This is a genomic window from Enterobacter sp. CCUG 70166 (assembly GCF_020224095.1).
In the GTDB taxonomy this organism is placed as follows: Bacteria; Pseudomonadota; Gammaproteobacteria; order Enterobacterales; family Enterobacteriaceae; genus Enterobacter; species Enterobacter intestinihominis.
Window position 1 is genome coordinate 89,630 of record NZ_NRIQ01000008.1, and the last position, 25,739, is coordinate 115,368.

Consider the following 25,739-nt stretch of genomic DNA (forward strand, 5'->3'; position numbering starts at 1 on the left):
GTCTCTCCTTTTGTATTTACCTCAGCATAAACCGAAAGATCGCGTTGCGCCTTGCTTTCATATTCCTGTTGTCGCCTGGCAGACATTTCGCTAAAGTCTCGCCCCTTCTCACCGGCATGGGGATTTATTGTGTTTATTGGATTCGACTACGGCACCGCAAACTGCTCGGTTGCGATAATGCAAAACGGACAACCGCAGCTCCTGAAAATGGAAAACGGCAGTACGCTGTTGCCGTCAATGCTCTGTGCGCCCACGCGTGAAGCGGTGAGCGAGTGGCTGTTCCGCCATCATCAGGTTCCGGCCACGGCGGCGGAAACCCAGGCGCTGCTGCGCCGTGCGGTCAGCTTTAACCGCGAGGAAGATATCGACGTTACCCCTTCCAGCGTGCAGTTCGGCCTCTCTTCCCTCGGGCAGTACATTGAAGACCCGGAAGAGGTCTACTTCGTTAAATCGCCGAAATCCTTCCTTGGCGCCAGCGGACTGAAGCCACAGCAGGTGGCGATGTTTGAAGATCTGGTCTGCGCGATGATGCTGCACATCCGCAATCAGGCGCAATCCCAGGTGCCGGATGCCATCACCCAGGCGGTGATTGGCCGTCCGATCAACTTCCAGGGGCTGGGCGGCGACGAAGCCAACCAGCAGGCGCAGGGGATCCTTGAGCGTGCAGCGCACCGGGCTGGCTTCCGTGACGTGGTGTTCCAGTATGAGCCGGTTGCGGCGGGACTGGATTTTGAAGCCACGCTGACGGAAGAGAAACGGGTGCTGGTAGTGGACATCGGCGGTGGTACGACGGACTGTTCATTACTGCTGATGGGTCCGCAGTGGCATCATCGTCGCGATCGTGAAAACAGCCTGCTGGGACACAGCGGCTGCCGCGTGGGCGGTAACGATCTGGATATCGCCCTGGCATTCAAGAGCCTGATGCCGCTGCTCGGCATGGGCGGTCAAACCGAGAAAGGCATCGCCCTGCCGATCCTGCCATGGTGGAATGCGATTGCCATCAACGACGTCCCTGCCCAGAGTGATTTTTACAGCACCGCGAATGGGCGTCTCCTTAACGATCTGGTGCGTGATGCGCAGGATGCAGAGAAGGTCGCGCTGCTGTATAAGGTGTGGCGTCAGCGTCTGAGCTACCGGGTGGTGCGCACCGCCGAAGAGAGCAAAATTGCCCTTTCCGATCGTCCTGAGCATGCGGTTACGCTGCCGTTTATCAGGGACGATCTGGCTACGGCTATCACCCAGGAAGGGCTGGAAATGGCGCTGGCTCAGCCGCTACAGCGTATTCTGGAGCAGGTGCAGCTGGCGCTTGAGAATGGCAAAGAGAAACCGGACGTGATTTACCTGACCGGCGGCAGCGCCCGTTCCCCGCTGATCAAGAAAGCGCTGGCGGAACAGCTGCCGGGGATCCCGATTGCCGGCGGCGATGACTTTGGCTCCGTTACGGCAGGACTGGCCCGCTGGGCGCAGGTGGTGTTTAGCTAATGGGGTTGTGCCGGGTGGCGGCTTCGCCTTACCCGGCCTACGGTTCGAGGATCTTGTAGGCCGGGTAAGGCGAAGCCGCCACCCGGCGAAACAACGCACCACACTCAGACCATTCCTGACAGTCTTCCATATTTCCTCCATTTTTCCGCTGTGTTACCTGACTAAACTAGTATCATTCCCCGAAAGTGTTTCAGGACGAGAACGTATAACGATGAAAGGCAGTAACAAATCCCGCTGGGCAATCGCCGTTGGTCTGATTGTGGTGGTCCTGGCCGCCGCCTGGTACTGGCACAGCCAGTCCGCGAACTCCACGGCACCTGCTGGCGCCAATAGCCCCTCACAACGTCCAACGGGCGGCGGGCGCCACGGTATGCGCGGCGCGGCGCTGGCACCGGTGCAGGCGGCAACGGCGGTGAATAAAGCGGTGCCTCGTTATCTCTCCGGGCTGGGAACCATTACCGCCGCCAACACCGTGACGGTACGTAGCCGCGTGGACGGTCAGCTGATGGCCATCCACTTCCAGGAAGGCCAGCAGGTGAAAGCCGGCGATCTGCTGGCGGAAATCGACCCAAGCCAGTTTAAGGTGGCCCTGGCGCAGGCGCAGGGGCAGCTCGCGAAAGACAAAGCCACCCTCGCCAATGCCCGCCGCGATTTAGCCCGCTATCAGCAGCTGGTAAAAACCAACCTCGTGTCGCGCCAGGAGCTGGATACCCAGCAGTCTCTGGTCAGTGAATCTCAGGGCACCATCAAGGCCGACGAAGCCGCGGTCGCCAGCGCCCAACTCCAGCTCGACTGGAGCCGGATCACCGCGCCGATTGACGGCCGCGTGGGCCTGAAACAGGTTGATATCGGCAACCAAATCTCCAGCGGCGACACTACGGGCATCGTGGTGATCACCCAAACGCACCCTATCGATCTCGTCTTTACCCTGCCGGAAAGCGACATTGCGACGGTGATACAGGCGCAGAAGGCCGGAAAAGCGCTGGTGGTTGAAGCCTGGGATCGCACCAACAAGCAGAAGCTGAGCGAAGGTTCGCTACTTAGCCTGGATAACCAGATCGATACCACCACCGGCACCATCAAGCTTAAAGCACGCTTCAACAATCAGGACGATGCCCTGTTCCCGAATCAGTTCGTCAATGCGCGAATGCTGGTCGCGACAGAAGAAAACGCCGTGGTGATCCCGACGGCGGCCCTGCAAATGGGCAGTGAAGGCAACTTTGTCTGGGTGCTGAACAGCGAAAACAAGGTCAGCAAACATCTGGTGAAAACCGGGATCCAGGACAGTCAGACGGTGGTGATCAGTGCCGGGCTGTCCGCTGGCGACCGCGTCGTGACCGACGGTATTGACCGTCTGACCGAAGGGGCGCAGGTCGAGGTGGTGGAAGCGCAGAATACAGGAGCAAAAGCCTGATGCAGGTGATGCCGCCGAGCTCTACAGGTGGGCCATCACGCCTGTTTATCTTACGTCCGGTTGCGACGACCCTGTTGATGGTGGCGATCCTGCTGGCCGGGATCATTGGCTACCGTTTCCTGCCCGTGTCGGCGCTGCCGGAAGTGGACTACCCGACCATTCAGGTTGTCACCCTCTATCCGGGCGCCAGTCCGGATGTGGTGACGTCCGCCATCACCGCCCCGCTGGAGCGCCAGTTCGGCCAGATGTCTGGCCTGAAGCAGATGTCCTCCCAGAGCTCCGGCGGTGCCTCGGTCGTCACGCTTCAGTTCCAGCTCACGCTGTCGCTGGACGTCGCCGAGCAGGAGGTGCAGGCCGCGATTAACGCCGCCACTAACCTGCTGCCGTCTGACCTGCCGAATCCACCGGTTTACAGCAAGGTCAACCCGGCGGATCCACCGATCATGACCCTTGCCGTCACCTCCTCGGCCATGCCGATGACGCAGGTGGAAGACATGGTCGAAACCCGCGTGGCACAGAAGATTTCGCAGGTGACCGGCGTGGGACTGGTGACGCTGGCGGGCGGTCAACGCCCCGCTGTGCGCGTTAAGCTCAATGCCCAGGCCATTGCCGCGCTGGGGTTAACCAGCGAAACCATTCGCACCGCCATCAGCAGCGCCAACGTTAACTCAGCGAAGGGCTCGCTGGACGGCCCAACCCGAGCAGTTACGCTCTCCGCCAACGACCAGATGCAGTCCGCCGATGAGTACCGTCAGCTGATTGTGGCCTATCAAAACGGCGCGCCGATCCGCCTCGGCGATGTGGCAACCGTCGAACAAGGCGCGGAAAACAGCTGGCTCGGGGCGTGGGCCAATAAGCAGCAGGCGATTGTCATGAACGTTCAGCGCCAGCCGGGCGCGAACATTATTGATACCGCCGACAGCATTCGCACCATGCTGCCGCAGCTGGTGGAAAGCCTGCCAAAATCGGTGAGCGTGAAAGTGCTTTCTGACCGCACCACGAATATTCGCGCCTCGGTGTCAGACACCCAGTTCGAGCTGATGCTGGCGATTGCGCTGGTGGTGATGATCATCTACCTGTTCCTGCGCAACGTTCCGGCAACCATCATTCCCGCCGTCGCCGTGCCGCTCTCGCTGGTCGGGACGTTTGCGGTGATGGTGTTCCTCGACTTTTCGATTAATAACCTGACGCTGATGGCGCTCACCATCGCCACCGGGTTCGTGGTGGACGATGCCATCGTGGTCATCGAGAACATCTCGCGCTATATCGAAAAAGGTGAAAAGCCCTTAGCCGCCGCGCTGAAGGGCGCAGGAGAAATTGGCTTTACCATCATCTCGCTCACCTTCTCGCTGATTGCGGTGCTGATCCCGCTACTGTTTATGGGCGATATCGTCGGGCGGCTGTTCCGCGAGTTTGCCGTGACGCTGGCGGTCGCCATTCTGATCTCTGCCGTGGTGTCGCTGACGCTAACGCCGATGATGTGCGCCCGCATGCTGAGCCACGAATCTTTGCGCAAGCAAAACCGCTTCTCGCGCGCCTCCGAGCGGATGTTCGAGCGCATTATCGCCGCCTACGGCCGCGTGCTGGCGAAAGTCCTGAACCATCCCTGGGCGACGCTCGGCGTGGCGCTCGGCACCCTGGCGCTCAGCGTGATGCTGTGGATTTTCATTCCGAAAGGCTTCTTCCCGATTCAGGACAACGGCATTATTCAGGGCACGCTTCAGGCGCCGCAGACGGTCTCCTTCGCCAACATGGCGCAGCGCCAGCAGCAGGTGTCTGAGATCATCATGAAAGATCCGGCGGTGGAAAGCCTGACTGCCTACGTGGGCGTGGATGGCACCAACCCGTCGCTCAACAGCGCGCGCCTGCAAATTAACCTTAAACCGCTTGATGACCGCGACGATCGCGTCAACGCGGTAATTGAGCGCCTGCAAAGCGCGGTGGCGCGCGTGCCGGGCATTGAGCTGTATCTGCAACCGATCCAGGATTTAACCATTGATACGCAGGTGAGCCGCACGCAGTACCAGTTTACGCTCCAGGCCACCTCGCTTGATGCACTCAGCACCTGGGTGCCGCAGCTGGTGGATAAGCTGAAAGCACTGCCGCAGGTTTCTGACGTCAGCAGCGACTGGCAGGATAAAGGGCTGGCGGCGTACGTGAACGTCAACCGCGACACCGCCAGCCGTCTGGGCATTACCATGTCCGATGTGGATAACGCCCTGTATAACGCCTTTGGTCAGCGACTGATCTCCACCATTTACACCCAGGCCAACCAGTATCGCGTGGTGCTGGAACATAACACCGAGAACACGCCCGGGCTTGCCGCGCTGGACTCAATACGCCTGACCAGCAAAGACGGCGGGATTGTGCCGCTCAGCGCCATTGCCAGCGTGGAAGAGCGCCACACCCCGCTGTCGATTAACCATCTCGATCAGTTCCCGTCCACCACCATTTCGTTCAACGTGCCGGACGGGTATTCCCTGGGCGAAGCGGTGGAGGCCATTCTGGGCGCGGAGAAAGAACTCAGCTTCCCGTCCGATATTCAGACTCAGTTCCAGGGCAGTACGCTGGCGTTCCAGGCCGCGCTGGGCAGCACCGTCTGGCTGATTGTCGCGGCGGTGGTGGCGATGTATATCGTGCTTGGCGTGCTGTATGAGAGTTTCATCCACCCGATCACCATCCTCTCCACCCTGCCGACAGCGGGCGTGGGGGCGCTGCTGGCGCTGATGCTGGCGGGGAGCGAACTGGACGTGATTGCGATAATTGGCATCATCCTGCTTATCGGCATCGTGAAGAAAAACGCCATCATGATGATCGACTTTGCACTGGCCGCCGAGCGCGAGCAGGGTATGGCGCCGCGCGAGGCCATTTACCAGGCCTGTCTGCTGCGTTTTCGCCCGATCCTGATGACCACCCTCGCCGCCCTGTTGGGCGCCCTGCCACTGATGCTAAGCACCGGCGTGGGGGCCGAACTGCGCCGTCCGCTGGGCATCGGCATGGTCGGCGGTCTGCTCGTGAGCCAGGTGCTGACGCTGTTTACCACGCCGGTTATCTACCTGCTGTTTGACCGTCTGGCCCTGTGGACGAAAAGCCGCTTCCCGAAACGTGAAGAGGAGGCGTAAGTGAAGTTTTTCGCCCTCTTCATTTACCGTCCGGTGGCGACGATTTTACTCTCCGTCGCTATCACCCTGTGCGGCGTGCTCGGCTTCCGGCTGCTGCCGGTGGCCCCGCTACCGCAGGTCGATTTCCCGGTGATCATGGTCAGCGCCTCGCTGCCGGGTGCTTCGCCGGAAACCATGGCCTCATCGGTGGCGACGCCGCTTGAGCGATCGCTTGGGCGAATTGCCGGGGTTAACGAGATGACCTCCAGCAGTTCGCTGGGCAGCACGCGCATCATTCTGGAATTTAACTTCGACCGGGATATTAACGGTGCGGCGCGTGACGTGCAGGCCGCGATTAACGCCGCCCAAAGCCTGCTGCCGAGCGGCATGCCGAGCCGTCCAACCTACCGCAAGGCCAACCCGTCCGATGCGCCGATCATGATCCTGACGCTTACGTCAGAGACCTACTCCCAGGGCGAGCTGTACGATTTTGCCTCCACCCAGCTGGCGCAAACCATCGCCCAGATTGACGGCGTGGGCGACGTGGACGTCGGCGGCAGCTCCTTGCCCGCCGTGCGCGTGGGGCTGAATCCGCAGGCGCTGTTTAATCAGGGCGTGTCGCTTGACGACGTGCGATCCGCTATCAGCAACGCCAACGTGCGTAAGCCGCAGGGTGCGATTGAGGACAGCAGCCACCGCTGGCAGATCCAGACCAACGACGAGCTGAAAACCGCCGCCGAGTATCAGCCGTTGATTATTCACTACAATAACGGCGCGGCGGTGCGCCTGAGCGACGTCGCCAGCGTTACCGATTCGGTGCAGGACGTGCGTAACGCCGGGATGACCAATGCCAAACCGGCGATTTTGCTGATGATCCGCAAGCTGCCGGAAGCCAACATCATTCAGACGGTGAACAGCATCCGCGCGCGGCTGCCGGAGCTTCAGGAAACCATTCCGGCGGCCATCGATCTCCAGATTGCGCAGGACCGCTCCCCCACCATCCGCGCCTCGCTTGAAGAGGTAGAGCAAACGCTGATCATCTCCGTCGCGCTGGTAATTCTGGTGGTGTTCCTGTTCCTGCGCTCGGGGCGCGCCACGCTGATCCCGGCGGTAGCGGTCCCGGTATCGCTGATAGGCACCTTTGCCGCCATGTACCTGTGCGGGTTTAGCCTTAACAACCTGTCGCTGATGGCGCTGACGATTGCCACCGGGTTTGTGGTGGATGATGCCATCGTGGTGCTGGAGAATATCTCGCGTCATCTGGAAGCGGGCATGAAGCCGCTCCAGGCGGCGCTTCAGGGGACGCGCGAAGTGGGCTTCACGGTCCTGTCCATGAGCCTGTCGCTGGTGGCGGTGTTCCTGCCGCTGCTGCTGATGGGCGGCCTGCCGGGGCGACTGCTGCGCGAATTTGCCGTCACGCTCTCCGTCGCCATTGGTATCTCACTGGTGATTTCACTGACGCTAACGCCGATGATGTGCGGCTGGATGCTAAAGCGCAGCCAACCACACTCACAGCCGCGCATGAAAGGCTTTGGCCACGTCCTGATGGCGATGCAGTCCGGCTACGGCAAATCGCTGAAATGGGTGCTGAACCACACGCGTATTGTCGGGCTGGTGCTTATCGCCACCATCGGGCTCAACGTCTGGATGTATATCACCATCCCGAAAACCTTCTTCCCGGAGCAGGATACCGGCGTGCTGATGGGCGGTATTCAGGCAGACCAGAGCATTTCGTTCCGGGCGATGCGCGGCAAGCTTCAGGACTTTATGAAAATCATCCGGGAAGATCCGGCCGTAGACAACGTTACCGGCTTTACCGGCGGCTCGCGCGTTAACAGCGGGATGATGTTTATTACCCTTAAGCCGCGCGGTGAACGTCACGAAACGGCGCAGCAGATCATTGACCGCTTGCGGGTGAAGCTCGCCAAAGAGCCGGGGGCGAACCTGTTTTTGATGGCCGTTCAGGATATCCGCGTCGGCGGACGACAGGCTAACGCCAGCTATCAGTACACCCTGCTCTCGGATGACTTAGCCGCCCTGCGCGAGTGGGAGCCGAAGATCCGTAAAGCGCTGGCCGCGCTGCCGCAGCTGGCGGACGTGAACTCCGACAGCCAGAACAATGGCGCGGAGATGGCGCTCACTTACGATCGTGAAACTATGGCCCGCCTGGGCATTAACGTGGAGGCGGCCAACAGCCTGCTTAACAACGCCTTCGGGCAGCGTGAAGTCTCCACCATCTATCAGCCGATGAACCAGTACAAGGTGGTTATGGAAGTTGATCCGCGCTACACCCAGGACATCAGCGCGCTGGACAAGATGTTTGTGATCAATGATGACGGCAAGGCGATCCCGCTGTCGTACTTCGCCAGCTGGCAGCCGTCGAACGCGCCGCTGTCGGTGAACCACCAGGGGCTTTCCGCCGCCTCGACCGTGTCGTTTAACCTGCCAACCGGCTCGTCGCTGTCTGAGGCCAGTGACGCCATCAACCGCGCCATGACCCAGCTTGGGGTGCCCTCCTCCGTGCGCGGCAGCTTTGCCGGTACGGCGCAGGTGTTCCAGGACACCATGAACTCGCAGGTCATTTTGATCCTGGCGGCCATTGCCACGGTGTACATCGTGCTGGGCGTGCTGTACGAAAGCTACGTGCATCCGTTGACCATTCTCTCCACGCTTCCCTCTGCGGGCGTGGGGGCGCTGCTGGCGCTGGAGCTGTTCGGTGCTCCATTCAGCCTCATCGCGCTCATTGGGATCATGCTATTAATAGGTATTGTGAAGAAAAACGCGATAATGATGGTCGACTTTGCCCTGGACGCCCAGCGCAACGGCAACCTGACGCCGGACGAGGCGATATTCCAGGCCTGTCTGCTGCGTTTTCGCCCGATCATGATGACTACGCTGGCCGCGCTGTTCGGCGCACTGCCGCTGGTCATATCCGGCGGTGACGGCTCTGAACTGCGCCAGCCGCTGGGGATCACGATCGTTGGCGGCCTGGTGATGAGCCAGTTGCTGACGCTCTACACCACGCCGGTAGTCTATCTGTTCTTTGACCGCCTGCGGCTGCGTTTTTCGCGTAAAAAGAGAACCACGGTGACCGAGTAAATGACCGACCTACCCAGTAACGTTCGCTGGCAATTGTGGATCGTCGCGTTCGGCTTCTTTATGCAGTCGCTGGACACGACCATCGTGAACACAGCCCTCCCCTCAATGGCGAAAAGCCTGGGGGAGAGCCCGCTGCACATGCATATGGTGATTGTCGCCTACGTGCTGACGGTCGCCGTGATGCTGCCCGCCAGCGGCTGGCTGGCGGATAAAGTCGGCGTGCGAAACATCTTTTTCACCGCCATTGTGCTGTTTACCACCGGCTCGCTGTTTTGCGCCCAGGCCAATACCCTTGACCAGCTGGTGATGGCGCGCGTGCTACAGGGCGTCGGCGGCGCGATGATGGTGCCCGTCGGGCGGTTAACGGTGATGAAAATTGTTCCGCGCGCGCAGTATATGGCGGCGATGACCTTCGTCACCCTGCCCGGTCAGGTCGGCCCGCTGCTGGGCCCGGCGCTGGGCGGTATTCTGGTGGAGTATGCCTCCTGGCACTGGATCTTCCTGATCAACCTGCCGGTCGGTATTATCGGCGCGATTGCCACCCTGACGCTGATGCCGAACTATAAAATGCAGACCCGGCGCTTTGATTTCTTTGGCTTCATCCTGCTGGCAGCTGGCATGGCGACGCTCACCCTGGCGCTCGACGGGCAAAAAGGGCTGGGGATCTCCTCCCTGTCGCTCGCCCTGCTGGTAGCGCTGGGTGTCACCGCCATTCTCTGGTATCTCTGGCATGCCAGAGGCAACGCTAACGCGCTGTTTAGCCTGAACCTGTTCAAGAATCCCACCTACCGTCTTGGTCTGTTCGGCAGCTTTGCCGGACGCATCGGCAGCGGCATGTTGCCGTTTATGACGCCGGTATTTTTACAGATTGGGATGGGCTTCTCGCCGTTCCATGCCGGGCTGATGATGATCCCGATGGTGCTCGGCAGCATGGGGATGAAGCGTATTGTGGTGCAGGTGGTAAACCGCTTTGGCTATCGCCGGGTGCTGGTGGCCGCCACGCTCGGGCTGGCGCTGGTTAGTCTGCTGTTTATGACCGTGGCGCTGCTGGGCTGGTACTACATCCTGCCGCTGGTGCTGTTCTGCCAGGGGATCATCAACTCCATGCGCTTCTCGTCGATGAACACCCTGACGCTGAAAGATCTGCCGGACGAACTGGCGAGCAGTGGTAACAGCCTGCTGTCGATGATCATGCAGCTCTCCATGAGCGTGGGGGTCACGGTCGCCGGATTGCTGCTCGGCATGTACGGTCAGCACCATCTCAGCGCCGACACCCCCGTCGCGCATCAGGTCTTTTTATACACCTACCTCAGCATGGCGGTAATTATCGCCCTGCCCGCTTTTATCTTTGCCAGAGTACCGAATGACACGACCAAAAACGTTGTGATCCGACGCGGCAAAAGGAGTGCACCATGAAATTCTGGCGTCCGGGGATCACCGGTAAGCTTTTTGTGGCGATTTTCGCCACCTGTATCGTCCTGCTGATTACCATGCACTGGGCGGTGCGGGTAAGCTTTGAGCGCGGCTTTATTGACTACATCAAGCACGGTAACGAACAGCGCTTACAGGGCTTAAGCGACGCACTGGGGGAACAGTATAGCCTGCACGGTAACTGGCGTTTTCTGCGCAATAACGATCGTTTTATATTTCAAATTCTGCGCTCGCTGGAGCACGATAATGACGACGACCGCCCGGGGCCGGGCATGCCGCCGCACGGCTGGCGCACCCAGTTCTGGGTGATCGATCAGGAGATGCACGTGCTCGTTGGCCCGCGCTCGCCGGTACCGCCGGACGGTACAAAGCGCGCCATTACCTCGAACGGCGCCACGGTGGGCTGGGTTATTGCCTCGCCGGTCGAGCGGCTGACGCGCAACACCGACATCAACTTTGATCGCCAGCAGCGCCAGACCAGCTGGCTGATTGTCGCGCTTTCTACCCTGCTTGCGGCGCTCGCCACCTTCCCGCTGGCGCGTGGCCTGCTGGCGCCGGTAAAACGCCTGGTGGAAGGCACGCATAAGCTGGCGGCGGGTGATTTCTCGACCCGCGTGGACACCCGCAGTCAGGATGAACTGGGCAAGCTGGCGCAGGACTTCAACCAGCTCGCCAGCACGCTGGAGAAAAACCAGCAGATGCGCCGCGACTTTATGGCCGACATTTCGCACGAGCTGCGCACCCCACTGGCGGTGCTGCGCGGTGAGCTGGAGGCGATTCAGGACGGCTTGCGGCAGTTCACCCCCGAATCCGTGGCCTCGCTACAGGCGGAAGTCGGTACGCTGACCAAACTGGTGGACGATCTACATCAGCTTTCCATGTCCGATGAAGGCGCCCTGGCCTACCAGAAAGCCCCAATCGACGTGATCAATATCCTTGAAGTCGTGACCGGCGCGTTCCGCGAACGCTTCGCCAGCCGTGACCTGAAAATCAACCTCTCGCTGCCTGACAGTGCGGTGGTATTCGGTGACAGAGATCGCCTGATGCAGCTGTTCAATAATCTGCTGGAGAACAGCCTCCGCTACACCGACGGCGGCGGCGGGTTGCATATCTCCGGCAAGCAGGAAAACGGGCGCTTTGCCCTGACCTTTGCGGACTCCGCCCCTGGCGTGAAGGATGCGCAGCTGGAAAAACTGTTCGAGCGCTTCTATCGCACCGAAGGTTCGCGTAACCGCGCCAGCGGGGGCTCCGGCCTTGGGCTGGCGATTTGCGTAAACATTGTGGAGGCGCATGGTGGCACCATCCGCGCCGCCCATTCGCCTTTTGGCGGGGTTAGCATTACAGTAGAGTTACCTCTGGAACGGGATTTATCGAGGGAAGCATGACCGAGTTACCGATTGACGACAACACACCGCGTATTTTGATCGTGGAAGACGAGCCTAAACTTGGGCAACTGCTGATCGACTATTTACGTGCCGCGAGCTATGCGCCAACGCTTATCAGCCACGGCGACCAGGTGCTGCCCTACGTGCGCCAGACGCCGCCGGATCTGATCCTGCTGGATCTGATGCTGCCGGGTACTGACGGCCTGACCCTGTGCCGGGAAATTCGTCGTTTCTCCGATGTGCCCATCGTGATGGTGACGGCCAAAATTGAAGAGATCGACCGTCTGCTGGGGCTCGAAATCGGCGCCGACGATTACATCTGCAAGCCTTACAGCCCGCGGGAGGTGGTCGCTCGCGTGAAAACCATCCTCCGCCGCTGCAAGCCGCAGCGTGAATTGCAGGTGCTGGATGCACAAAGCCCGCTGATCGTCGACGAAAGCCGCTTCCAGGCGAGCTGGCGCAGCAAACTATTGGATCTCACCCCCGCGGAGTTCCGCCTGCTGAAAACCCTCTCCCACGAGCCGGGAAAAGTGTTTTCCCGCGAGCAGCTGCTCAACCATCTGTATGACGATTACCGCGTGGTGACCGACCGCACCATCGACAGCCACATCAAAAACCTGCGCCGCAAGCTGGAGGCGCTGGACGCCGACCAGTCGTTTATTCGCGCGGTGTACGGCGTGGGGTATCGCTGGGAAGCGGATGCGTGCAGGATTGCCTGACAACATACTCCCCTCACCCTGCCCTCTCCCCCCTGGGGAGAGGTTTAGGGTGAGGGGGCCGGGCTTTACCTCCCCGCCCCGCAGCGCTACAATGCCCGCCCTTAAAGTGGGGGATCTCCCCTTACCGCTGCACCTGGTGCACGCGGATCTGACCTGTCATCAGAACGAGAACAAACATGTTTAAACCGGAACTCCTTTCCCCGGCGGGAACGCTGCAAAATATGCGTTACGCTTTCGCCTATGGTGCCGACGCCGTCTACGCGGGCCAGCCGCGCTATTCGCTGCGCGTGCGTAACAACGAATTCAACCACGAGAATCTTCAGCTCGGCATCAACGAAGCGCATGCCCTGGGCAAAAAATTCTACGTGGTGGTGAACATCGCGCCGCACAACGCCAAGCTGAAAACATTCATTCGTGACCTGAAGCCGGTCGTGGAGATGGGGCCGGACGCGCTGATCATGTCGGACCCGGGTTTAATCATGCTGGTTCGGGAGAACTTCCCGGAGATGGACATTCACCTCTCGGTGCAGGCTAACGCCGTCAACTGGGCAACGGTGAAATTCTGGAAGCAGATGGGGCTGACCCGCGTCATTCTGTCTCGCGAGCTGTCTCTCGAAGAGATCGAAGAGATCCGCACCCAGGTGCCGGATATGGAGATCGAAATCTTCGTTCACGGCGCGCTGTGCATGGCCTACTCCGGCCGCTGCCTGCTCTCTGGCTATATCAACAAGCGTGACCCGAACCAGGGCACCTGCACCAACGCCTGCCGCTGGGAATATAACGTTCAGGAAGGCAAAGAGGATGACATCGGTAACATCGTGCATAAACACGAGCCGATCCCGGTCACCAACGTTGAGCCAACGCTGGGTATCGGCGCGCCTACCGACAGCGTGTTTATGATCGAAGAAGCCAAACGTCCGGGTGAGTACATGACCGCCTTCGAAGACGAGCACGGCACCTATATCATGAACTCGAAGGATCTGCGCGCCATCGCGCACGTGGAGCGTTTAACCCAGATGGGCGTGCACTCCCTGAAAATCGAAGGCCGCACCAAGTCCTATTACTACTGCGCTCGTACCGCGCAGGTGTATCGCAAAGCCATCGACGATGCCGCCGCCGGTAAACCGTTCGACACCAGCCTGCTGGAAACGCTGGAAGGCCTGGCGCATCGCGGTTATACCGAAGGTTTCCTGCGTCGACATACCCACGACGACTACCAGAACTACGAGCATGGCTATTCGATTTCCGAACGCCAGCAGTTTGTAGGCGACTTCACCGGCGAGCGTAAAGGCCCGCTGGCCGCCGTCGCCGTAAAAAACAAATTCACTAAAGGCGACAGCCTGGAGCTGATGACACCGCAGGGCAACATGAACTTCCGCCTGGAGCATCTGGAAAACAAAAAAGGTGAGGCGATTGAGGTCGCACCTGGCGACGGCCATGTGGTCTGGCTGCCGGTTCCTGAAGAAGTAGAGCTGGAGTTTGCGCTGCTGATGCGCAATTTTGAAGGTGAAAATACCCGAAATCCGCACGGCAAATAGTCAATCAACGGGATTTTTTCACGCTGGGATAATTCTTAGAATCGGATCACATACCGCTTCGTTCAATACGGGTATTATCCCCCCGCTGAAAAACATAACCCATAAATGCTAGCTGTACCAGGAACCACCTCCTTAGCCTGCGTAATCTCCCTTACGCGGGCTTATTTTTTTGTTAACTCCTGAAATTTTTCCCCCTGATAAATATGGCGTTGCATTGACCCGGGAAAGGTTTGTGTCAGCATTAGGCGTATCATCTAAGCAAATCGAACGAACAAAGGATCCTAATCACATTTTTTAATGGCTTTGAGAGGGATGAACACTATTCGGAACATTCCTAATTTTAAGTGTTAACAGGACCTTTACTCTTGATTTATTAACAATCAACGTTTCACACGGACGGAGAGATGAAGTGACATTCACAGGACAATTTTCAAAGGATCTTCCAGATTACGAACTCGCACGCAGTCTTGGTCTTGCCTCTGGCGGCGATATAAATTTCACAGCACTTGCAGGTCAACTGGACTGCAGCAGAAATTTTAGCCAGGCCGGGATTATCTACTCAGACGGTACACGTCAGTGGCTAGTACGGCCATCAAGAAGGATTGCGACACCAAACGAAAGCTCGGTTAGTCATGTAGTCATAACCAAAGTAAATGCCTCACAAGTTAACCCCGTTCACGCAACAACGGCTACGATTCAGTCCCCTTCCCTGGCGACTGAAATTGGTTCAACGGCAATTTCCTGCGGAGCCGCAATTCTTACTGTTGTACTTGCGGCAGGGGCCGGTATGGCTATACCTCTCACTGCAGGGTCTTCCGGTGCTATAGCCGCTGTGATTTTAGCCGGTGGTGTAGCAACTGGAATTCAATGTGCAAATGGGCTTGGCCGACTATCGTTGATTGCTATGAATCACGATGACTACGTTGCGTGGATGGACTCCCAGGAGTGGTATACAGCAACCAACACAGCCCTGGATGCGATTTCTCTTGCCGGGGCTGCTGCGGGTTTAAAAAGCGCTGCATTAACATATCGCCTTCTTAACCGTTCATCGTCTGAGAGTTTGCTCTCCTTATTACAAAAAATGAGCCGGGCCGACCGTACGCGATTAACAGAGGAGATTATTCGTATCCGCAATCCCGGCATCTCGAATTCAGGTGTAAAAGCAGCAATGAAGGCAGGCGTGTATCCCAAACGTTATCCGTCAGAAGCGTTGCAGTTGCTCTTACAGCGTGAGTTGCTGAATACCATTTCAAATTCTTCCGCCTTCGTTGGAAGTGCCATCTCAGGAAATATCAGAAATCCACAGAATGTTGCACAAACGGGTAAATACATTTTTGGTTTAATTCAGTCTTTTTCATTTACAGGAAGTTATTGACCCGTCCATGATGAAATACATTAAAGATAGCCTTGCATTAAGTGCTTTGGTTAAAAGTAAAATGGCGACCGATGATCCCAACCAGCTTGAAACATTAAAAGAACAGTTAAAAGATCGGTTCGGCGTTCCTGTGGGCGTCCATATGACAGGAATTCCTTTGGCAGTGAGCACGTTACTGGCTATTTTTTGCTACGCCATGCTGCAAGTGTCCCTCTGGTTGTTGCTGTTTCGCTGGCTCGGCTTACCCGAATTTAAGGTTATGATGGGAGTATTCATTGCAGCGATTGTGTATTGTCTGGTAGTGATGAGCACGATGTTTCTGACTACACGAGGTTCTTTACCTGGATATAAACTGCATATTTTCGTCATTACGCTGACAGGCATAATGAGCATCATTTATTTCATCTGGACGGGGATTTCGCTTTTATTCGGCCCTGTTGAGAACTACACACCGCAAATAACCTCTTTGCTGGGGCTGGGATGTTTCTTTCTGAACATTATGTGGATGAATTCATCGATTTTTTACCGCTCCATTGCGCTAACGCTACATAATCGGGTCTGGCGTAAGCAGCTCAAAATCGAGGCAAGGCCAATGTCACACCTCAAACGTTGACCACAATAGTCAATTGAGCGGCAGTAGTATGCATTGTAAGCGCTACGGGGTTCTTTAGTCGATTTCAAAGCCCTTACGCGGGCTTATTTTTTGCCTTTCATCCTGTTCTTACCCGCTTTTTCCCTCTCTGGGATACACTCTTTCTATAGCTAAAAAAGGGAGCAACCCGGATGGCAACCTATCCAGACAGTTTATTAATTCTTAACGGCAAGAGTGCAGGCAACGATCTGCTGCGCCAGGCGATTACCGAATTGCGTGAAGACGGAGCATGCATACACGTGCGGGTAACGTTTGAAAAAGGCGATGCGGCGCGCTACATCGACGAGGGCATCAGGTTAGGTGTTCAGACCATCATTTCCGGCGGCGGCGACGGAACGATCAACGAGATCGCCGGTGCGCTCATTGACCTCAACGACGCAGCTCGCCCGGCGATGGGGATTTTACCGCTCGGTACCGCCAACGATTTTGCCACCAGCGCCGGTATACCTGAGGATGTAGGCAAAGCACTGCAACTGGCTATCCTCGGGAAAGCGACCGCCGTCGATATTGCGCAGGTGAATGAAAGAACCTGCTTTATCAATATGGCGACCGGCGGGTTCGGCACGCGCATCACCAGCGAAACGCCCGAAAAACTCAAGGCGGCGCTGGGCGGCGTATCATATTTGATCCACGGCCTGATGCGCATGGACACCCTCAAGCCCGACAGCTGTGAGATCCAAGGTGAAAACTTCCACTGGCAGGGCGACGCGCTGGTGATTGGTATCGGCAACGGGCGGCAGGCGGGGGGCGGTCAGCAGCTTTGCCCGGAAGCGCTGATTAATGACGGTCAATTACAGCTGCGTATTTTTACCGGCGACGGGCTGCTGCCGGCGCTGTTTACGACGCTGACGCAGCCAGATGAGAGCCCCAATATCATCGACGGGAAATCCGCGTGGTTTGAAGTGATCGCCCCACACGGCATGACCTTTAACCTCGACGGAGAGCCGCTCAGCGGCGAGCGATTCCGCATCGAAGTTTTGCCCGGCGCGTTGCAGTGCCGGTTGCCGCCGGACTGTCAGCTTTTGCGCTGATGTGTTGCCGGGTGGCGGCCCTCTTCCCGTATGCACTGAACAGTCCCCTCTCCCCGTTGGGGAGAGGGTTAGGGTGAGGGGAAAAGACTTAAGCGATCGTGACCTTACTGTCCAGATAGACGTCCTGAACCGCGTTGATCAGCTTCACGCCGTCGGCCATAGATTTTTTGAACGCCTTACGGCCGAGGATCAGCCCCATGCCGCCCGCGCGTTTGTTAATCACCGCCGTGCGCACCGCATCGGTCAGGTCGGTTTCACCGCCTGCCGCACCGCCGGAGTTAATCAGCCCGGCGCGGCCCATATAGCAGTTCGCCAGCTGGTAGCGCACCAGATCGATCGGGTTGTCGCTGGTCAGCTTGCTGTAGACGCGGTCGTCGGTATAGCCAAAGTTCACCGCTTTATAGCCGCCGTTATTCTCGGCCATTTTCTGCTTCACGATGTCCGCGCCGATGGTCGCCGCAAGGTGGTTTGCCTGACCGGTCAGATCCGCAGACACGTGGTAATCCACTCCGTCTTTTTTGAACGAGCCGTTACGCAGATAGGCCCACAGCACGGTTACCATGCCCAGCTCGTGGGCGCGCTCGAACGCCGCGGAGATCTCTTCTATCTGACGACGCGACTGTTCAGAACCGAAATAGATGGTTGCCCCGACCGCCACCGCACCCATATTGAACGCCTGCTCGACGCTGGCGTAGAGCGTCTGGTCGTATTCGGTTGGGTAGCTCAGGGTTTCGTTGTGGTTCAGCTTAACGAGGAACGGAATGCGGTGGGCATAGCGACGCGACACGGAGGCCAGCACGCCGTAGGTGGAGGCCACGCAGTTACAGCCTGCCTCAATTGCCAGCTCGACGATATTTTTCGGATCAAAATAGAGCGGGTTCGCGGCAAACGATGCCCCCGCAGAGTGTTCAACGCCCTGGTCAACGGGCAGAATAGAGAGGTACCCGGTTCCGCCCAGGCGGCCGGTATTATAAAGCGTCTGCATGTTTCGCAGTACGGCAGGAGGACGGTTGTTGTCGACCATGACGCGGTCTACGTAATCATGGCCAGGCAGATAAAGCTGGTCGGCTGGAATGGTCATACAACGATGCTGTAAAAGGCTGTCGGCGTCTTTGCCAAGCAGCTGCGCAATATCAGTCATAGTGATGCTCCCGTATGTCCGACATGATGTCGGAGCGTGTGATCCAAGCCCACGTTTTTGCAGGCAGACTAAGCCTGGTACCGACTTAACCTATTTTCCACCATTTGCAACTTTTTTAAGCACAATCTGCTGGCTCGTTTCATGTACAACATTTTTGTTACACTGATCAAACAATCGCCTTAAAGGTATTTAAAAGGTATTTAAAAGGTATTATCACATGGTATGTTACATGCGTACCTCTGACATGCAGGATTAAAAAATGAAAACGAAAGTCCAACTGTCATTCATGATGTTTGTTGAATGGTTTATCTGGGGCGCGTGGTTTGTGCCGCTGTGGCTGTGGCTGAGCAAGAGCGGGTTTACCGCCGGGGAAATTGGCTGGTCCTATGCCTGTACCGCTATTGCCGCGATCCTCTCTCCTATCCTGGTCGGCTCGCTGACCGACCGTTTCTTCGCCGCCCAGAAAGTGCTGGCCGTGCTGATGTTCGCTGGCGCGATTCTGATGTATTTCGCAGCACAGCAAACCCAGTTCAGCACCTTCTTCCCGCTGTTACTGGCCTACTCCCTGACCTATATGCCGACCATCGCGCTGACGAACAGCATCGCTTTTGCGAACGTCGATGACGTGGAGGCTGATTTCCCGCGCATCCGCGTGATGGGCACCATCGGCTGGATTGCATCCGGCCTGGCGTGCGGCTTCCTGCCGCAGATGATGGGCTATAGCGACATCTCTGACACCAATATCCCGCTGCTGATGACCGCTGCCAGCTCCCTTCTGCTCGGCGTCTTCGCACTTTTCCTGCCGAATACCCCGCCGAAGAGCACCGGCAAGCTGGATATCAAAGTGATGCTGGGGCTGGATGCGCTGATCCTGCTGCGCGATAAAAACTTCCTGGTGTTCTTCTTCTGCTCATTCCTGTTCGCCATGCCGCTGGCTTTCTACTACATCTTTGCCAACGGCTATCTCACCGAAGTGGGGATGAAAAACGCCACCGGCTGGATGACCCTCGGCCAGTTCTCTGAAATCTTCTTCATGCTCGCCCTGCCGTTCTTTACCAAACGTTTTGGTATTAAGAAGGTCTTGCTGCTGGGGCTGATCACCGCCGCCATTCGCTACGGCTTCTTTGTTTACGGCGGCGCCGAACAATACTTCACCTACGCCCTGCTGTTCCTCGGCATTCTGCTGCACGGCGTAAGCTATGACTTCTATTACGTCACCGCGTACATCTACGTGGATAAAAAAGCGCCCGTGCATATGCGCAACGCGGCGCAGGGCTTGATCACGCTGTGCTGTCAGGGCTTTGGTAGCCTGCTGGGTTACCGTCTCGGCGGCGTGATGATGGAAAAAATGTTCGCCTATAAAGAGCCGGTGAATGGGCTGACCTTCAACTGGGCCGGAATGTGGACGTTTGGTGCAATCATGATTGTAGTGATTGCCGTGCTGTTTATGCTGTTTTTCCGCGAATCGGATAAAGAGATCACCGCAATTGAGGTGGTTGATGGCGATACCGCGCTGACACGAGGGGAAGTTAAATGAAACAAGACCGTATTCTCGGTGCTCTTTACGGGCAGGCGTTAGGGGATGCGATGGGGATGCCGTCTGAACTGTGGCCGCGCAAGCGGGTGAAAGCGCACTTCGGCTGGATCGACCGTTTCTTACCCGGCCCGGCTGAGAATAATGCCGCCTGCTACTTTAATCAGGCCGAATTTACGGATGATACGTCGATGGCGCTGTGCCTGGCCGACGCGATTATCGAATGCGACGGGGAAATTAATCCTGACGTTATCGGTAAGCATATTCTGGACTGGGCGCTGGATTTTGACGCGTTCAATAAGAATGTGCTCGGCCCGACCTCCAAAATTGCCCTGAACGCCATCCGTGACGGCAAGCCGGTGAGCGAGCTGGAAAATAACGGCGTCACCAACGGGGCGGCGATGCGCGCCTCCCCGCTGGGATGCCTGCTACCGGCCACGCGTCTGGCACATTTTGTTGAACAGGTTGCGTTAGCCTCCAGCCCGACCCATAAATCGGATCTCGCCATCGCCGGTGCGGTGGTGATCGCGTGGGCGGTTTCACGCGCTATCGACGGCGAGCGCTGGCAGAACATCGCCGATGCCCTGCCGGGTATTGCCCGTGCGGCGCAGGAGGCGAACACGACCACTTTCAGCGCATCGCTTTCCGCTCGTATTGAGCTGGCCCTGAAAACCGTGCGCGAAGCCAACGGTACGGAGTCCGCCAGCGAGCAGATCTATCAGCTTATTGGCGCGGGCACGAGCACCCTGGAGTCCGTTCCGGCGGCGATTGCGATGGTCGAACTTGCTGGCACCGATCCGAACCGCTGCGCGGTGTTATGCGCTAACCTGGGCGGTGATACGGACACTATCGGCGCGATGGCAACGGCCATCTGTGGCGCGCTGCACGGTGTACAGGCCATTGATCCGGCGCTTAAAAGCGAACTTGATGCCGTAAACCAGCTTGATTTCGGACGCTACTGCGAAAAACTGCTGCACTTCCGGGAGCAAAGGGAGGGCGTATGAGTGCTTTTGCCCGCCGTCTCGAAACCCTTCACGCTACGCGCCCCGTAACGGTGCTCGGCGCGGCGGTCATCGACGTGATTGCCGACGCCTACGCCCTGCCCTGGCGCGGGTGTGATATCGAGCTTAAGCAACAGGGAGTGAATATTGGCGGCTGCGCGCTGAATATCGCCATCGCCCTCAAGCGGCTCGGCATTGCAGCGCAAAACGCGCTTCCCGTTGGCCACGGCGTGTGGGCCGATATTATCCGTAATGCCATGGCGAAGCAGGATCTGCACAGCGCCGTGGAAGCGGAAACGGGCGATAACGGCTGGTGCCTGGCGCTGGTGGAGCCTGATGGTGAACGGACCTTCATGTCGTTTAGCGGTGTGGAGAATCAGTGGCAGCAACGCTGGCTGGATGGGTTGAGCGTGCCGGAGAAAAGCCTGGTCTATTTGTCCGGCTACCAGCTGGCGTCGCCCAGCGGCGAGCTGCTGACGGCCTGGGTGGAACGTCTTCAGGATGTGACGCTCTTTATCGATTTCGGTCCGCGCATCGCGGATATTCCCGACCCGCTGATGGCGCGGATTATGGCCCGTAAACCGGTTGTCTCGCTCAATCGGCAGGAGGCGGAACTTGCCGCCGAATGGCTTGGCGTGAAAGTGGAACAGCTCGGCACTCAGTGGCAGCAACGGTTTGGCGCTGCGCTAATCGTACGCCATGATAAAGACGGGGCGGTCTGGTACGACGCTGACGCTTCCGGACACGTTCCGGCGTTTCCTGCTACCGTCGTCGATACCATCGGTGCCGGTGACAGCCATGCGGGAGGTACCCTTGCCGGGCTGGCTGCGGGATGGTCACTGCCAGAGTCGGTGCAGCTTGGCAATGCCGTGGCCGCCTGGGTAGTCAGCCATCGCGGTGGAGACTGCGCCCCCACGCGCGAGGCCCTACTCCTCGCACACAAAGACGTATAGGTCGCTGCGGCAGTAGCTGATGCTGTACTCAATTGGCCGCTGCTGTTGATCGAGCGCGACTTGCTTGATCACCAGCACCGGTATCTTATCGTCCATCTTGATATGCGCCTGAAACTCGCTGTCCGGCATCCGGGCGCTGACGCGGGAACGGGTGCGCTGCGGAAAGATATTCTGGCTGCGGAAGTAATCATAAAGCGAGACGCCAATGTCGTCCGGGTTGGGAATTAATCCTACCGGTACCCAGGACTCCTCTATCGATACCGCATCGTCATCCACGTAACGGATGCGCTTAAGCAAAAACACATCGCTTTCCGGCGCAAGGGAAAGATGGCGGGCGATCTCTTCCGGGCACTTCACGATGCGTTTATTGACCCACAGGGTGTTGGGCGTTTTGCCACGCAGCACCACCTGCTGAGAAAAGCCGCGCGCCTCTTTCAGCGAATATTCAAAGATATTGTTGATTTGCGTCCCGTATCCACGCGCGCGGGTAACGACGCCAGCCTCTTCCAGCGCCTGCATGGCTTTACGCACCGTAATACGCGACACTCCGGCCAGCTGGCTCAGATCGCGCTCGCCGGGCAAAATATTACCGTGCGCGAGCACACCGCTGCGCACCGCGTTCTTAACCGTTTCGGCAAATTTCAGATACAGCGGCGTGTTGTCCGGTGCGGCAATTCGTTCCTTGAGTTGAGCAATTAACCGGGTATGCGCTTGTTCCATCTCTGTTTTTCTCTGGCATGAGTTTCATGCCAGTATACGGCTTACCACCATGCATGAAAATGGTGAACCGGACCAATACCGTGACCCACTTCCAGAGAATCGGCTTTTGCCAGCGCGCCCGAGAGCCAGACCTTCGCCTCCTGCACCGTATCCGCCCATGTGGCGTGACGAGGACGCAGCGCCGCCAGCGCCGCCGAGAGCGTACAGCCCGTGCCGTGGGTGTTTTTGGTCTGGACGCGTGGCGCGGTGAAACGTTGCGTGCCATCGTGGGTGAAAAGCCAGTCCGGGCTTTCTGCATCATCAAGATGGCCGCCTTTCATCAGCACCGCGCGACACCCCATCGCCAGCAGCGCATTCCCCTGCTCTTTCATCTCACGTTCGTTTTGCGCGTGTGGCGCATCCAGCAGCGCGGCGGCTTCAGGCAGGTTTGGCGTGATCAGCGCAACCTGCGGCAGCAGCTTTTTACGCAGGGTATCGACAGCCGAGGCGGAGAGCAGCGAATCGCCGCTTTTGGCCAGCATCACGGTATCAAGCACCACGTTTTTTATCTGGTAGTGTTTGAGACGTTCAGCGACCGCTTCAACAATGTCCGCCTCTGCCAGCATGCCGATCTTGGTGGTGTCGATACGTACGTCGCTGAATACCGAATCCAGCTGCGCGGCGACAAAATCCGGGTCAATGCGATACACCGACTGTACGCCGCGCGTGTTTTGCGCAACCAGCGCGGTGATAACCGAGCACCCGTATGCGCCGAGCGCAGAGAAGGTTTTCAGGTCTGCCTGGATCCCCGCTCCGCCGCTTGGATCGGTTCCCGCAATAGTCAGGGCATTAATGCGCGTCATACCTGTTCCTCCAGCGCGTAAAGCGCGTCCAGAAACGCGGAGACAAAGCTGCCGGGCCCCCGGCTTTGAGTCAGGGCAACTGACCCTGCGCGCTTCATAAAGCCGCAGGCTGCCGCCGCGTTATCAAGCCTGTCGCCAGGCAGCGAGCAGCAGGCGGCGACGACCGCCGAGAGCGCACAGCCAGTTCCTACCACGCGGGTCATCAGCGGGTCGCCCCCCGCGACCGTACGGGTTCGCTGGCCGTCGGTGATGTGATCCACTTCCCCTGTGACGACTACAACGGCGTGGGTCTGGCGGGCAAGCGCCTGCGCAGCGGTCAACGCGCTCGCTGCCGTATCGGTGGAATCGACCCCACGTCCGCCCGCACTCATTCCGGCAAGGGCGAGGATTTCGGAGGCGTTGCCACGAATGGCCGCAGGTTTAAGGGATAATATTTGCTGGCAAAAACGGGTGCGGAACGCCAGCGCGCCAACCGCGACGGGGTCCAGAACCCAGGGTGTGCCCGCGGCTACCGCGCTCTCAATAGCCCGACGCATCGACTGGGCGCGCGGCGCGGTGAGCGTGCCAACGTTGACGAGCAGGGCATCGGCAAGCGCGGCAAACTGTTCCGCTTCCTCGGCTTCGATCACCATTGCCGGGGAAGCACCGAGCGCGAGCAGAACGTTGGCGGTGAAGGTCTGCACGACATCGTTGGTCATACAGTGCGTGAGCGGGGAACGGGTTCGGAATTGATGTAAAACGTGTGAGTCGAGCAGGTCAGGCTGCATGGTTTCGCTCCTGCCGTGCGGAAAGAAGCGATGACCGGGTAGGCATCTGACTTCCCTACGCTGGCATTATCCAGATCAGGTAATACGGGTATTTCTCAGCCTTCACAAAGAAGGGCACCCCGAGTCAAATAAATAAAAATCAAAGACTTGCGATTAACGTCCCGTTAATCCCTGTTCTGGATAATGCCAGCGGAAAGCCAAAGACTCAACCCTAAAAAATGCTCTGTGTCCCAGCTTGGGTCTCAAGTTGTGGCTCACAGTACCAAACACCGAACACAAAAAAGGCCGGGTTTCCCCAGCCTCAACAGCACAATTAAAGGTGCCTTCACAAATTTATTTACCTAGATGTGCTCTTACCTTAGCGGTGCCATTACCAACAGCTCTAACAGCAGCCCTAAGCTGAGATTCAGTAACACCCAACGCTTGGGTCCAATATGCTACTTCCCAAGATTCACTCAAGCTGATGAAACGTTTATCTTCTGGCTGCCGACGCTGTAAGTTATCTGCCATTTGGTTTGTCCTGAGTATTACAAGCTTATGCCTGCACACTACCTATATGACTTCTCTACCACTTCGTAAACGGTCAGTTATCAAACAATTGACACTGGTCATAAAACCAGTAAAAACTTTTTTCCGAGCTTGCTAAGCTTGCCGCTTCGCTTCTATCATAACTACTACATATTGTGTTTATTGATATAACAAATACAATATATCCAAAAATCCATCCCGTGAATAGGTGTTGAAATGGCAAACAATGATAAGCAATCCTCGAAAGATGTAGCTCATCTGGCGGCAGAGACTCTAAACAACCCAAACGCCTCTGCGATTCAGAAAAGTTTAGCGGGTTCGGTGCTATCACAAGCAGGAACAAAAAATCAGACTGGCACGAACATGGAAGCCAAAGCATCAGCAGCTTTGAAAAACCCACGTTCAAGCGAGGTTACTAAAACCTTAGCTGGTTCGGTTGTTTCTCAATCGAATAAAAAGCGCTAAAAAAAAGCCGGGATTAACCCGGCTCTCATGTTTTCAGTTTCCATTGTCGCTGTTCGCTCAAGTAGTACCTAATAGCGCTGTCGAATCCATGCGTATGGATGCGGTCAAGTAAGCTGGAACGACTACACTCAAGCCTGCGTGCTAATGCAGACATGTTGATGATCGAATCATCGCCTTTACCGTCCAGAATCCACTGCATCAGCGGCATGTTGCCAGTACCGATCAAAGCTAATTTCATATGTATCTCCTTTCGAGATTTGCCACAGGCAAACCCGATAACGGGTATCTGTGTATCTCCTCTTCTTTGCCTCGCCAGCAGCGGGGACAATGCGTCCCCAATAACTGCTCACTGATCGTTAAGCTGCGTCGTTCGCCAGTTTGGTCACAAAGTCTGGACGGTACACCACAGGCAAGATTGAGCTTTCCGCGAATAGCTCCACGTTCTTAAACTTGTCCTGTATGCTCCAGATACGGAAATCAACCGGATCAGCAAATGCAAGATCAAGATTGCGGCTGGTAGCCGTTGCTACATAACCGAAAGGCTGAAGTGGTTTACTGAAT

Annotated in this window: 21 protein-coding genes, 1 pseudogene and 1 riboswitch; of the genes and pseudogenes, 15 read left to right on the forward strand and 7 right to left on the reverse strand. The window is 57.5% G+C overall.

Translation table 11 applies throughout. The features are described 5' to 3' along the window. Positions 1–129 precede the first annotated feature (129 nt). From yegD to yegS, 11 genes are all read left to right on the forward strand, one after another. A complete protein-coding gene (gene yegD, locus CKK19_RS04625) occupies positions 130–1,482 on the forward strand; it encodes a molecular chaperone (RefSeq protein WP_045308638.1) in 1,353 nt (450 codons plus the stop codon). Between the two features lie 211 nt (positions 1,483–1,693). Continuing rightward, positions 1,694–2,896, forward strand: coding sequence for an MdtA/MuxA family multidrug efflux RND transporter periplasmic adaptor subunit (locus CKK19_RS04630; RefSeq protein WP_032623941.1), 1,203 nt, complete (start codon positions 1,694–1,696; stop codon positions 2,894–2,896). Beyond that, complete coding sequence (locus CKK19_RS04635; RefSeq protein WP_023300557.1) at positions 2,896–6,018, forward strand: MdtB/MuxB family multidrug efflux RND transporter permease subunit; 3,123 nt, start codon at positions 2,896–2,898, stop codon at positions 6,016–6,018. The genes CKK19_RS04630 and CKK19_RS04635 overlap by 1 nt, the downstream gene beginning before the upstream one ends. Beyond that, positions 6,019–9,096, forward strand: a complete 3,078-nt coding sequence (gene mdtC, locus CKK19_RS04640; protein ID WP_063854375.1) for a multidrug efflux RND transporter permease subunit MdtC — start codon at positions 6,019–6,021, stop codon at positions 9,094–9,096. Then, the gene (locus CKK19_RS04645; RefSeq protein ID WP_032623937.1) at positions 9,097–10,512 is read left to right on the forward strand and encodes an MFS transporter; all 1,416 of its coding nucleotides are present in this window, start codon (positions 9,097–9,099) and stop codon (positions 10,510–10,512) included. It begins immediately after the preceding gene. Beyond that, a complete protein-coding gene (gene baeS, locus CKK19_RS04650; protein WP_023306582.1) occupies positions 10,509–11,912 on the forward strand; it encodes a two-component system sensor histidine kinase BaeS in 1,404 nt (467 codons plus the stop codon). Before CKK19_RS04645 ends, baeS begins: the two co-directional genes overlap by 4 nt. Continuing rightward, complete coding sequence (gene baeR, locus CKK19_RS04655; protein ID WP_015572364.1) at positions 11,909–12,631, forward strand: two-component system response regulator BaeR; 723 nt, start codon at positions 11,909–11,911, stop codon at positions 12,629–12,631. The genes baeS and baeR overlap by 4 nt, the downstream gene beginning before the upstream one ends. Positions 12,632–12,807: 176 nt before the next feature. Next, entirely contained in the window at positions 12,808–14,169 is a 1,362-nt protein-coding gene (yegQ, locus tag CKK19_RS04660) for a tRNA 5-hydroxyuridine modification protein YegQ (RefSeq protein ID WP_017383261.1), read from the forward strand. A gap of 409 nt (positions 14,170–14,578) precedes the next feature. Continuing rightward, entirely contained in the window at positions 14,579–15,544 is a 966-nt protein-coding gene (locus CKK19_RS04665) for a hypothetical protein (RefSeq protein WP_063854376.1), read from the forward strand. Positions 15,545–15,551: 7 nt separating this feature from the next. Beyond that, entirely contained in the window at positions 15,552–16,157 is a 606-nt protein-coding gene (locus CKK19_RS04670; protein ID WP_023306583.1) for a hypothetical protein, read from the forward strand. Positions 16,158–16,327: 170 nt separating this feature from the next. Next, positions 16,328–17,227 (forward strand): lipid kinase YegS, encoded by a 900-nt coding sequence (gene yegS / locus CKK19_RS04675; protein WP_225455038.1) that lies wholly within the window; start codon positions 16,328–16,330, stop codon positions 17,225–17,227. 88 nt (positions 17,228–17,315) lie between these two features. On the opposite strand, the gene fbaB is transcribed toward yegS, so the two are convergent. After that, on the reverse strand, positions 17,316–18,368 hold the full coding sequence (fbaB, locus tag CKK19_RS04680; RefSeq protein ID WP_022648654.1) for a class I fructose-bisphosphate aldolase: 1,053 nt from the start codon (positions 18,366–18,368) through the stop codon (positions 17,316–17,318). A 259-nt stretch (positions 18,369–18,627) separates the two neighbouring features. Here fbaB and CKK19_RS04685 point away from each other — a divergent pair, with 259 nt between their 5' ends. From CKK19_RS04685 to CKK19_RS04695, 3 genes are read left to right on the forward strand one after another with little or no spacing between them, the layout of a single operon-like run. Next, positions 18,628–19,905, forward strand: a complete 1,278-nt coding sequence (locus tag CKK19_RS04685) for a nucleoside permease (RefSeq protein ID WP_022648655.1) — start codon at positions 18,628–18,630, stop codon at positions 19,903–19,905. After that, on the forward strand, positions 19,902–20,906 hold the full coding sequence (locus CKK19_RS04690; protein ID WP_023300562.1) for an ADP-ribosylglycohydrolase family protein: 1,005 nt from the start codon (positions 19,902–19,904) through the stop codon (positions 20,904–20,906). Before CKK19_RS04685 ends, CKK19_RS04690 begins: the two co-directional genes overlap by 4 nt. Continuing rightward, positions 20,903–21,856, forward strand: a complete 954-nt coding sequence (locus CKK19_RS04695; protein WP_063854378.1) for a PfkB family carbohydrate kinase — start codon at positions 20,903–20,905, stop codon at positions 21,854–21,856. Before CKK19_RS04690 ends, CKK19_RS04695 begins: the two co-directional genes overlap by 4 nt. On the opposite strand, the gene CKK19_RS04700 is transcribed toward CKK19_RS04695, so the two are convergent. The 4 genes from CKK19_RS04700 to CKK19_RS04715 all read right to left on the reverse strand — a co-directional run bounded on the left by CKK19_RS04700 (position 21,830) and on the right by CKK19_RS04715 (position 24,695). Then, positions 21,830–22,576, reverse strand: coding sequence for a GntR family transcriptional regulator (locus CKK19_RS04700; RefSeq protein WP_022648658.1), 747 nt, complete (start codon positions 22,574–22,576; stop codon positions 21,830–21,832). The two genes, CKK19_RS04695 and CKK19_RS04700, sit on opposite strands and share 27 nt — an antisense overlap. Positions 22,577–22,617: 41 nt before the next feature. After that, positions 22,618–23,418: a bifunctional hydroxymethylpyrimidine kinase/phosphomethylpyrimidine kinase gene (gene thiD / locus CKK19_RS04705; protein WP_058646971.1), complete on the reverse strand. Its 801-nt coding sequence runs from the start codon at positions 23,416–23,418 to the stop codon at positions 22,618–22,620. Then, a complete protein-coding gene (gene thiM, locus CKK19_RS04710) occupies positions 23,415–24,185 on the reverse strand; it encodes a hydroxyethylthiazole kinase (protein WP_023306588.1) in 771 nt (256 codons plus the stop codon). The genes thiD and thiM overlap by 4 nt, the downstream gene beginning before the upstream one ends. Positions 24,186–24,220: 35 nt before the next feature. Continuing rightward, a riboswitch (TPP riboswitch) is annotated at positions 24,221–24,317 on the reverse strand. A gap of 201 nt (positions 24,318–24,518) precedes the next feature. Then, positions 24,519–24,695, reverse strand: a complete 177-nt coding sequence (locus tag CKK19_RS04715; protein WP_071579603.1) for a DUF3606 domain-containing protein — start codon at positions 24,693–24,695, stop codon at positions 24,519–24,521. A 234-nt stretch (positions 24,696–24,929) separates the two neighbouring features. Here CKK19_RS04715 and CKK19_RS04720 point away from each other — a divergent pair, with 234 nt between their 5' ends. Further along, positions 24,930–25,178, forward strand: coding sequence for a hypothetical protein (locus CKK19_RS04720; protein WP_074174457.1), 249 nt, complete (start codon positions 24,930–24,932; stop codon positions 25,176–25,178). 25 nt (positions 25,179–25,203) lie between these two features. On the opposite strand, the gene CKK19_RS04725 is transcribed toward CKK19_RS04720, so the two are convergent. Together CKK19_RS04725 and CKK19_RS04730 are read right to left on the reverse strand one after the other, a co-directional pair. Continuing rightward, the gene (locus CKK19_RS04725; protein WP_063854379.1) at positions 25,204–25,416 is read right to left on the reverse strand and encodes a hypothetical protein; all 213 of its coding nucleotides are present in this window, start codon (positions 25,414–25,416) and stop codon (positions 25,204–25,206) included. Positions 25,417–25,534: 118 nt separating this feature from the next. Next, positions 25,535–25,739 (reverse strand): annotated as a pseudogene (locus CKK19_RS04730) (phage capsid protein); the annotation flags it as partial.